Origin of the sequence: Spiroplasma endosymbiont of Lariophagus distinguendus (assembly GCF_023846195.1) — a bacterium.
Taxonomy (GTDB): domain Bacteria; phylum Bacillota_I; class Bacilli_A; order Mycoplasmatales; family VBWQ01; genus Spiroplasma_E.
Window position 1 is genome coordinate 1 of sequence record NZ_JALMUW010000034.1, and the last position, 11,382, is coordinate 11,382.

The 11,382-nt window shown below is 24.3% G+C and carries 10 protein-coding genes; 3 read left to right on the forward strand and 7 right to left on the reverse strand.

What is annotated here, in order from left to right:
- Nucleotides 1–20: 20 nt before the first annotated feature.
- Entirely contained in the window at nt 21–1,415 is a 1,395-nt protein-coding gene (locus M0D11_RS03805; RefSeq protein ID WP_252320239.1) for a M17 family metallopeptidase, read from the reverse strand.
- 145 nt (nt 1,416–1,560) lie between these two features.
- Between M0D11_RS03805 and pepF the strand changes: the two genes are divergently transcribed.
- The 3 genes from pepF to M0D11_RS03820 all read left to right on the forward strand — a co-directional run bounded on the left by pepF (nt 1,561) and on the right by M0D11_RS03820 (nt 6,671).
- Entirely contained in the window at nt 1,561–3,399 is a 1,839-nt protein-coding gene (gene pepF / locus M0D11_RS03810; protein WP_252320241.1) for an oligoendopeptidase F, read from the forward strand.
- A gap of 129 nt (nt 3,400–3,528) precedes the next feature.
- Nucleotides 3,529–4,518: a GMP reductase gene (locus M0D11_RS03815; RefSeq protein ID WP_252320243.1), complete on the forward strand. Its 990-nt coding sequence runs from the start codon at nt 3,529–3,531 to the stop codon at nt 4,516–4,518.
- A gap of 431 nt (nt 4,519–4,949) precedes the next feature.
- Nucleotides 4,950–6,671, forward strand: coding sequence for a hypothetical protein (locus M0D11_RS03820; protein WP_252320245.1), 1,722 nt, complete (start codon nt 4,950–4,952; stop codon nt 6,669–6,671).
- A gap of 143 nt (nt 6,672–6,814) precedes the next feature.
- On the opposite strand, the gene M0D11_RS03825 is transcribed toward M0D11_RS03820, so the two are convergent.
- From M0D11_RS03825 to M0D11_RS03850, 6 genes are all read right to left on the reverse strand, one after another.
- Complete coding sequence (locus tag M0D11_RS03825) at nt 6,815–7,183, reverse strand: hypothetical protein (protein WP_252320247.1); 369 nt, start codon at nt 7,181–7,183, stop codon at nt 6,815–6,817.
- A 79-nt stretch (nt 7,184–7,262) separates the two neighbouring features.
- A protein-coding gene (locus tag M0D11_RS03830; protein ID WP_368862531.1) for an IS5 family transposase occupies nt 7,263–8,052 on the reverse strand; the annotation gives its coding sequence in 2 pieces (ribosomal slippage) (nt 7,263–7,785 and nt 7,784–8,052; 792 coding nt in all).
- A 764-nt stretch (nt 8,053–8,816) separates the two neighbouring features.
- On the reverse strand, nt 8,817–9,812 hold the full coding sequence (locus tag M0D11_RS03835) for an IS3 family transposase (protein ID WP_252319878.1): 996 nt from the start codon (nt 9,810–9,812) through the stop codon (nt 8,817–8,819).
- A gap of 111 nt (nt 9,813–9,923) precedes the next feature.
- Nucleotides 9,924–10,310 (reverse strand): hypothetical protein, encoded by a 387-nt coding sequence (locus tag M0D11_RS03840; protein ID WP_252320249.1) that lies wholly within the window; start codon nt 10,308–10,310, stop codon nt 9,924–9,926.
- 23 nt (nt 10,311–10,333) lie between these two features.
- Nucleotides 10,334–10,954: a ribonuclease H1 domain-containing protein gene (locus M0D11_RS03845; RefSeq protein WP_252320251.1), complete on the reverse strand. Its 621-nt coding sequence runs from the start codon at nt 10,952–10,954 to the stop codon at nt 10,334–10,336.
- A gap of 159 nt (nt 10,955–11,113) precedes the next feature.
- The coding region (locus tag M0D11_RS03850; RefSeq protein WP_252320253.1) for a BspA family leucine-rich repeat surface protein at nt 11,114–11,382 on the reverse strand (269 nt) is incomplete at its 5' end.

Genomic DNA, 11,382 nt, shown 5'->3' on the forward strand with positions numbered 1-11,382 from the left:
GATTATTCCTTTTTATAACTTTATTTACTTGTACTATAATTTTTCATATATTGAACTAATGTTTTAACTAATACACCCATACCACGATCATTTTTATAAGCAGTTCCCGCAATATCTAAATGTAAAAATGGTTTATCTTCGCTAAATTCTTTTAAAAATGCAGCAGCATTTGATGAACCACCATATGGATCTTTAGAAAGATTACTTAAATCAGCTATTTTAGATGAACGCATATTTAAAATATTTTGTTGATGAATTGGCATTCTTCAAATTTCTTCATTAGTTTGTTGTGATGATAAATCAAAATCATTAAATAATTTATCATCAGTAGCAAAAGCACCAGTCATATAACTACCTAATGCAACTAGCATTGCACCAGTTAAAGTTGATAATTCAATAATACGATTTGCTTTTCCTTTACGTAAAGCATATGTCATACCATCTGCTAATACCAACCTTCCTTCGGCATCGGTATTATTAATTTCTACAGTTTTACCATTCATTGAAGTAAAGACTGTTTCTACTAAAGTAGCATGACTACCAATCTTATTTTCTGTTAAACAAGCAACAGCTACAAAGTTTATTTTTAATTGTAATTTAGCAGCAGCAATGGCAGCATTACATACACTAGCTGCACCCGACATATCAAATTTCATACCTTTCATTGCTGAAGAAGGTTTTAGTGAATAACCACCACTATCAAAAGTAATTCCTTTACCAACTAATCCTAAAATATCATCGGCATGCTGTGGATCACCTTTATATTCTAAAACAACAACACGAGCATCAAAATTACTTCCAGCATTAACTGCTAATAATAAATTCATATTTAGTTCTGTTATTTCTTTTTGCCCTAAAACCTTTATTGATAAATTTTTAATACCTTTTGCTGCATCTTGAATTTTTTTTGCAAAAACTTCGGGATATAACAAATTAGGTGGCATATCTTGCAAATTACGTGCTAAATTAATACTTTCTCCTTGAATTTCGATTTGTTGTTGTGAAGTATAGTTAGGGAATTTTGCTGTTGAAACAACATTATATTTAACTTTTTTTTCTTCATTGTTTTTACTTTTTAAAGTATATTCTTTAAAAGTACCGAATCATAATGCTTCATATATAGTTTGTAAAAGTATACTTTCATCTAAATTACTCGTAACAAAAGATTTGACATCAATATCCAAATCTTGACTATTATTACTACTAAAATTTACAAAAAAATTATAAACATCATTACGAGTTAAGCCTTTACTATCACCTAAATATAGGTAATAAGTTTTATCTTCAGAAATTAATGTTAATTTATTTTTTTCTTTAGCAATCAATTCATGAGGAACTTTATCAGCAAATACCGCTGTTAATTTTAATTTTAATTCAAGTTTACTACTAACATTAAGTAGAATATTTTTATCCATATTTTCACTCCTAAATGGTAATATTAAAATAATTACAATATATCTGAATTAATATTTTCGAAAATTACAACAAAAATAGATAAGTTAAACAATATTATTGTATTATTATTGTATTGTAATATTACCATAGAATGGAGCAAAAACTATGAAGCGTTCTGAATTAAATGAAAAAGATAAAAAAAAGTACTGCTGAGATTTTAAGCATTTATTTATTAATAATGAATCTTGAAAAAAAGCTTTACCTGAGTTTGATAAATTTGCCAATCAACTTTTAACTTTTAAAGGAAAATTAAATAATATTGATAACTTTAAAAAATATTTAGCAATTAGCAAAGAAATATCAATGTTAGGCTCTAAAGTTGTGCAATATTTACATTATGGAGATTTAGATCAAACTAACTTAGAATTGCAACAATTATCTAGTTTATTTGCGACTCAACAAAGTAAGTTATCGGAAAAGTTAGCATGAATTGAACCAGAAATCAAAACTATTGGTTTACAAACTATTAAAAACTGAATTAATAATGACCCCTCATTAATGATATATAAACATGATATGGAAGTTTTTTTTAAATTTGAAAAATTTATTTTAAGTGAGCACGATGAAACTTTACTAAGCAAAGTTAGCAAATCAAGAAGTGCTGCTGGTGGTTTATATGATAGTTTGGTTTATGCTGATAAACAAAAAACAATGTTTAATTATCAAAATAAAGAACAAGAATTAACACAAACTTTATATTTAGACATTTTAGAAAATAGTAATCCAGTAAAAGATCAACAATTAAGAATTGATATTTCAAAAAAATTTTATGAAGATATTAAAAATAAAAAACATTCATTAGCACAAGTTTATGAAAGCATTTTAGAAGTAGCTGTTGAAGAAATAAAAATTCGTAACAACGATAAAGAAAAAGATAATAAAAAACATTTAACTACTTTAGAATATAGTTTATTAAGTGATGATGTACCATTAATACTATATGAAAATTTAATAAAAACAGGACAGAAACACGCTATTTTAGTAGAAGAATTTTATAATTTAAAACGTAAATTTTTTAAATTTAAAAAATTTTATAGTACCGATACTAGTTTAAAAATGACAACAATACCAACTAAAAAATTCAGTGTTGAAGAAGGTATTAATTCAGTCAAAGAAATTTTAAGTATCTTAGGTGATGAATATTTAGAGCAGTTAAACTTAGCATTATTACCAGGTAGAATTGACTATTATGAAGACACAAATAAACGAACTGGTGCTTATTCAACAGGTGGTAATGGCGTAGAACCCATTATTTTAATGAATTGAGATGATACTATTAATTCACTTAATACACTAGCTCATGAATTAGGTCATTCTGTTCACACCCTATTTTCAGAAAAATATCAAAAATATCCAAATGCTGACTATCCAATTATTTTAGCTGAAGTTGCTTCAACAGTTAATGAACATCTAGCCTTTGATTATTTATATAATAAAGCGTCAAATAATCAAGAACGCATTTACTTACTACAAACTCATATTGAAACTGTAATTGGTACTTTTTTTCGTCAAATTCAATTTGCTGAATTTGAATGAGAAGCACATAAATTAGTAGAAAAAGAAGTGCCATTAAACGCCGATATTTTGGCTGATTTATTTGAAAATACAGCTAATAAATATGGACAAAAAGCATTAGATAAATACGAAGAAAAAGCAAAAGGATACTCATGACCACGAATTCTTCATTTTTTCCACTCACCTTATTATGTTTATAAATATGCTACTTCAATTACCGTTTCTTATAAACTTTATGAAGATGTTAAAAATGGCAAAAAAGAAAATTTACTTAACTTTTTAAAAGCCGGTGGCAGCAAATATCCATTAGATATTTTAAAAGATGCGGGTGTTGATTTAACACAAATTGATGTTTATAACCCATTAATTACTAATTTAAAGAAAATGATTAACCAATTATCAGACTTAATTAATAATAAAGATAATTAAATTGCAAAAAAATAATATATAATACTAATGGTGTTTTAGTCCTTTAGCATTTTATTTAAAACGTTATAAAATAATATGTACATATTTTGACTATTACAATTAGTAAAGACTAAGGAGAATAAATAAAAAATGAATGTGAAATTTGATTTTGAAGATATAAATCTAATTGCAAATAAAGGAATAGTTAAATCACGAAAAGAATGTGATACCAGTGTTAAACTAAATGGTTTTACTTTTAAAATTCCAATTATTCCGGCAAATATGAGTGCTGTCATTAACCAAGAATTATGTATTTGATTGGCTAAAAATAATTACTTTTATGTAATGCACCGTTTTAATATCGATCAAATTAAATTTATTAAAAGTATGCATGAACAAAAGTTATATGCTTCAATTAGCATTGGTGTTAAAAAAGAGGATAAAGAGTTACTTGAACAATTAATCAAACTGAATCTAATTCCAGAATTTATTACTATTGATATTGCACATGGTCATAGTAATGCTATGGAAGAAATGATTAAATTTATAAAAACTACTTTTGCTAAAACAAATACTAAACCTTTTATTATTGCTGGTAACGTTATGACAAAAACCGCTGTTAAAGATTTAGAAAAATGAGGCGCTGATGCAATTAAATTTGGTGTTGGCCCAGGAAAAGCTTGTATTACTAAACTAAAAACTGGATTTGGTACAGGTGGTTGACAATTAAATGCTTTACAAGATGTTGCCAATAGCACCACTAAACCATTAATTGCAGATGGTGGTATTAGATGTAATGGTGATATTGCTAAAGCAATAGCTTTTGGTGCCACTATGATTATGGCAGGAAGTATTTTAGCGGGTTATGATGAATCACCTGGCAAAATTGTTACAATAAATGGTCAATCTTACAAAGAATATTTTGGATCAGCAAGTATTTTTAACAAAGCGGAAGCGAAAAATATTGAAGGTAAAAAAATACTTGTTCCATATAAAGGTTCAATTGCTGATACTTATAAAGAAATGGAAGAAGATTTACAATCTGCTATTTCTTATGCTGGTGGTAAAGATTTATCTGCATTAACAAAATGTGATTATGTTATTGTTAAAGGTACTATTAATAATGGTGATGATCGTTAATAATTTTTAATTAAAATACAAGCAAATCAAACTGCCTATGATGATAATTGAATTCACTGTGATAATTGTTTAATGATATTAAAGAATCTAATAATTAAATTATTTTTAATATTTAAACTACTTTGTCTAAAACTTTTTTTCTGATTTTTTATCATTATTTTATATTTATTTTGATTATATTTCTTTATGATATCATCTTTAATAGTTTTACTTTTTTATTTTTTTCCATATTTTTTGCTTTTTAGTTTATATTCAATTATATTTTTAATAAAAAATAAATTAAATAAACTTTATTTAAAATACTAGATAAAAATATATTGTGAAATACGTTTTATTTCTTTATAATAAATATAAAAATTAATATAAGTTTTTTAATCCATTTACTTTCATTTTAAAGTAAATGGTTTTTTTATTTTGAAAGGGATGAAAAAATGATTAATACAGAAAAATTACCTTTATTAGAAACAAGTGCACATATTAATTATAATGGAATTAATAATTCACATATATCAATAAATCATAATGATTCATCTAGTACTGAAAGTATTATAACTTTAAATGATGTTCAAATAACAAATGCAAGAGAAAATAATAATTTAAACAATTTATTATTTGATGGTGATTCAGTACATACTATTGTTAATTTTAGCAATGATTGAAGGGATACTGATGATCGTTATGGTGGAAAAACACAAAAAAGATTAGATATTAATGGTAATTGAGAATATAATACGAAATTTATAACAGGTGATGTTTTAAATGAAAAAATAACAAATATTAATAATCAATTATATTTAATGAAAGAAATTATATTAAATGATGGTGCAGTTATTTTAGAATTATCAAATTTAAATGAAAATAAAAAAATTGAAACAAAATATAAAATATACAATAATGAAGAAGAAAGAGAATACAATAATAATTTAAACAATTTATTATTTGATGGTGATTCAGTACATACTATTGTTAATTTTAGCAATGATTGAAGGGATACTGATGATCGTTATGGTGGAAAAACACAAAAAAGATTAGATATTAATGGTAATTGAGAATATAATACGAAATTTATAACAGGTGATGTTTTAAATGAAAAAATAACAAATATTAATAATCAATTATATTTAATGAAAGAAATTATATTAAATGATGGTGCAGTTATTTTAGAATTATCAAATTTAAATGAAAATAAAAAAATTGAAACAAAATATAAAATATACAATAATGAAGAAGAAAGAGAATACAATAATAATTTAAATGACTTGGATTTAACTACTTTTTTACCAATAAATAAAAAAAAACCTAATTTTTTAAAAAAATTTTTAAGTTCAAAATATATGTGTTTACCTAATACAATTTTTTTAAATTTTGCTTTCGGATCAGTATTATTATTTGAAGCTAAAAATTATTTTCATAAAGAAAAGTTACCTGAAAATCTTTATCATAATTTTTGAGATGTATTAATGAGTGGTATTAGTGGTGTTATAGTAATGAATTTATCTTATTTAAATTACAAACTTATTTCTTTAAAAAATAAATGAAAATACTTATCTTTTTCTTTAGTAATTGGTGGTATTAGTATTTGAGATCAATTTTTATATTTACATGTTAGTGAAGAAAATTTCAACTTCATCTCTTTTATAGAAAGAATAAGTATCTTTTTTACTAGTATTTTAATTGAAGAATTAATTTTTGATAAAATTGCTCAACCTTGCATTGAAAAATTATGACAAAATTTAAAAAATCAAAACTTTTCAAAAATTATTAAATATGGTAGTACTGTTAGTATGCTTCTTTTTGTATCAATTTTTAAAAATATATTAACTGGTCTTTATGGCGAAGAAAAAGAAATAAATTTAGAAAATATTAAAAAAGCACTTCCACTAACACTATTGACAGTAATTCTTGAAAATACTCTTACTTCTTTTTCTTTTTCTTATTTTGATTGATTTTGAACAAAAATTTCAATTGCAAAAGAAATAGCAACCAATAGTATAAAAGGAATAGAAAGATTTGCTAATCAACAAGCACAAAATTATAGTTTTAAAAAATTAATAAAACAATTTAATTTTCAACCATTTAATTCAAACTTAATAAATGAAAGCGAACCGATAGATCATCCAGATTCAAATCAACCATCTATCCAAGTTATGTAAAAGTAAAGTCATTAACTCCTCTTTTGATGAAATATAAAAAAAACACATTTTAGTTAAAAATATTAACTGAAAAAAATACATTATATAATAATAAAAAAGTGAATTATTAATTCACTTTTTTATTATTACAATTATTTAATATATTAAAACGAAGAAGTAAATCCCCTATCATTGTTATATCCAATTTCATTGAAACAGCCATTAGGATCCATTTCATTTCAAGATACAGCATGTCTAGATGTTGAAGATTGAGATTGCATAGTTGCTTGATTTCTTAATCCAGAAATCTTTTGTTTAATTTCATATAATTTTGCCTTTTTTTGTTGTTTAATTTCATTGCTTCTACTATTATTAAAACGACCACAACTAATAATAACTCAAAATTTATTAGAAAAATTTCGCCCTCCTTTATTTGTTTCTAATTTTTGGATTTCTTTTTCTAATTTTTCTAATTGAGCTTGATATTGATTTAACGTTACTTCATATTTATATTTTTGAAATTGTTTATTCAATCAAATAAAAGGAGATTTTAATAATATTTTTATTTGTGTTTTTATACTTTGTGAATTATAAATTTGTCTTAGAACCTGTTTAGGATCTTTTTAATAAAATTGAAATAAAGGAAAGAACAACCATTTGTAAGCTAGTATTTAATTTTCTTTCACAATTTTTTCATAATCTTCTGCATTTTTCTAATCATGCAAAACTTCGTTCTACAACTCATCTTTTTGGCAATAATACAAAAGAATGTAATTCATTACGTTTGATAACTTCAACATTTGCATTTATGATTGTTTTGATTTTAAAAGCAAATTTTTCACCAGTATAACCAGCATCTACTAGTATTTTTTGAACTTTAGATAAATTTTCTTTTTCATTTTCAATCATTATTATAGCACTGTTACGATCTGTTTTTTCTGCTGTGGTTATGTAAATTGCATGTGGTAAGCCTTGAGAATCAACAGCAATATGACGCTTTATTCCTGAAATTTTTTTACCAGCATCATAACCTTTATTTTTAGCAGTATCTGTGTTCTTAACACTTTGTGAATCAATTATACAAAAACTAGTTTGTTCTTTTCTACCATTATTGATACGAACTTTTCTAACTAATTTTTTTTAAAATTACTTGTCAAGTGCTAGGTTCTTTATCACTATTTTTACTTCAAATTTGAAAATAATAATATACAGTTTGTCATTTTGGAAAATTTTTTGGTAACATTCTTCATTGACATCCACTTTTTAATACATATAAAACTGCACAAAATACTTCATATAAATCTAAATTTCTTGGTTTTGTTTTCTTTTTGCTATTTTCTAAAATTGATCTTATGTTCTCAAATTGTTCTTTAGTAACATGACTTGGATAATTTTTATGCATATATACCCCTTATCTTAAAATATATAGTCATTTTACGTTATTTTATAAAAGATTCCAAACAGGTTCTTATATTTTTCGAACATAATTTTGGTGGTTGGCCCTAATTACTGGACCACTTTCATACTTTTTTTCTAAATTTTAATTTGTAAAATTGGTGGTTTTAGAAATTTAGAATGTATTCTTTCATAATTATAAAACATAACATATTGATTTACATCATTTATAGCTTCATTGATTGTTAAATATTGGTTTGAACCTTTGGGGGTGGTTGGCCCTAATTACTGGACCACTTTCATACTTTTTTTCTAAATTTTAATTTGTAAAATTGGTGGTTTTAGAAATTTAGAATGTATTCTTTCATAATTATAAAACATAACATATTGATTTACATCATTTATAGCTTCATTGATTGTTAAATATTGGTTTGAACCTTTGGGTAATCATTCTTGAGATAAATGTGAGAATCAGTTTTCTGATAGAACATTACCGCCAATATCATAAGGTTGCTTTTTGCTTAAGATTATTTGTTTGTCAATAGTTCAGTTGGATATGTCTTGGCAATAAAATTCAGCAGCATTATCTGAATGTAAAATAACGCTTTTGATTTGTTTTAAAGAAAATTGTTGTGTTATTTTTTCAAGAGCAGGTTTTATTAAATCTTTATATGATTTATTAGAAGCAGTATTATAACTAACAACATTATTTGAATAAAAATCAATAAGGGTGGTTGGCCCTAATTACTGGACCACTTTCATACTTTTTTTCTAAATTTTAATTTGTAAAATTGGTGGTTTTAGAAATTTAGAATGTATTCTTTCATAATTATAAAACATAACATATTGATTTACATCATTTATAGCTTCATTGATTGTTAAATATTGGTTTGAACCTTTGGGTAATCATTCTTGAGATAAATGTGAGAATCAGTTTTCTGATAGAACATTACCGCCAATATCATAAGGTTGCTTTTTGCTTAAGATTATTTGTTTGTCAATAGTTCAGTTGGATATGTCTTGGCAATAAAATTCAGCAGCATTATCTGAATGTAAAATAACGCTTTTGATTTGTTTTAAAGAAAATTGTTGTGTTATTTTTTCAAGAGCAGGTTTTATTAAATCTTTATATGATTTATTAGAAGCAGTATTATAACTAACAACATTATTTGAATAAAAATCAATAATTACCAAAAGGTATAATCAGCCTTCTTTAGTATTGATTTGTTTAGTATCCATTGATCAAATTTGATTAGAAGAAGTTGTGATTTTATAATTTTTGTTGACTTTATCCATTGTAGGTATTCATTTATGTGCAGTCTTTTTATTTTTACTATTATTATTTTTAGTTTGTTTTAAACCTTGGATGTTGTGATCTTTCATAATTTTTCGCATTTGTTTTGTTGATAATTCTATATTTAAGTGAATGTTTTTTTCTTGTTTTAATCATTCTTTAAATGCTGAAAAAATTCGTAAATATCCATAAATTCTACCTTTTCTTGTAGAATGAAATTCAATTAAAAATTTGCATAATTTTTGATATTTATGGTTACAATGATCAAGGTGATTTATTTCTTTTTTAATAGGTTTTTGTTTGTTTTTTAAAAAGTAATATGTTGATCTGTTTAATTGAAGATATTGAGAAAGATGTCTAATCGAATATTGATTCTTGCAATGATCAATAATTTTAATTTTTTGATTAATATTTAATTTTCTAATAAATAATTCTATTTGTTTAATTTTATCCATTAATAAAAATCCTTTCATGTCAAAATTAGTGTTAATTATATAACACAATTGTTTTTCGAATACATTCAGGTTTTTTAAATTAATGGTCTAGTAAAAAGGGCTAAGTGCCTAAGTGCCTAAGTGCCATATTTAATAAACTAAACGAGGATTAAAAACAAGATCTGCATTATTATTAGGAATGAATTGTTCATCATTAATTTCAAGAATATATTCTTGCAATAAAGGCGCAAATTCGTTTGAAGATTGAAAAGAATGAGTGTTATCAATGATTTGTTGACTTTCAAAAAATTCTCTATAATCACCATTATCTTCTTCATCATTTAAACAACAAAAAAGACCTGAAATAAAACCAAAAAGAGCACCAGTAAAACATCCTGAAAGCACTGTTATAGCTGAAGTAATATCAAATTCAAGAATATTTTGTTCTCTTTTTTGATATAGATCAGAAAGAGTAAACAAACTACCTCCAATAATATTTCCTAAACAAGTTGATAATATTATTTTTTTATTAATCATGTTATTTACCACCTTTTTAACATTTAAATTATTGGTTTAGACATTTTTTTTAAATTAAATGCTTTTCAAGCAAGAGCATCTGCTTCATCATTATATATATTACCACTATGACCTTTAACTCATTTAAAATAAACATTAACATCTTTTGCTATTTTATCATAAAATGCTTTATATGCCTTTGTTTCTACTTTAGTAGTTTTTCATTCACCAGTACATCATTTACTAATTCCAACATAATCATGACAAATTAAAATTGATTTTATATTATTTTCCAAAGCTAACTGCATTGCCTTTTGTGCACCCATTATTTCTCCAGCAACATTTCTTAATTTTGCTCAATTTTCATCATCAAATTTTTCATAAAATATATCTTTTTTGCCATTATTTAAGAAAACAAGTCCATAAGAAAATTGATTAATTTCTTCTTTAAAACTACCATCAGTATATGCTATTACTTCATATTTATACTGATTTTCAGATTTTATTTGAATTTTATCATCTAAATAATCTTGAGCTTCTTTTTTAGTTGCAAATTTTTTATACTGAGCACCAGCATAACCTCTAATTTGTGTTTCACATTCATTCCAGTTTTCAAATATTCCAATGACTCTACCTTTTTTTACTGCATAAAATTTACTTGCCATAATTATGACTCCTCTATTGTTTATTTTAATTTTACAATAATATTAAATTTTATCTAATTAAAATTACAACTAAAAGCAAAAATATTGCTAATGCTAATTAGCAAGTGACTTTACTAATTAAATAAAATGGCACAAAAAAATATTTATTATTTTAAAATTTTAATTTTTAAATTTGGGTCATTTGTTAGGATCATTTTCAAACCCTGAATTTTTAGCAAATCATCCATGTCATAATACTTCATTTACATTTCATTTTGATAAGTCTTTATTAAATAAAGAAGCTTTATAAAACATATAACCCATATCCACCACTTTTGAAGTATCTCACTTCGAAATATCTTGATTAAATGCCACTGCTCCAGCAAACATACAACGCATGCTTGTAACATCATTTACAATTCATTTTGAAATATCTTGATTAAATGATG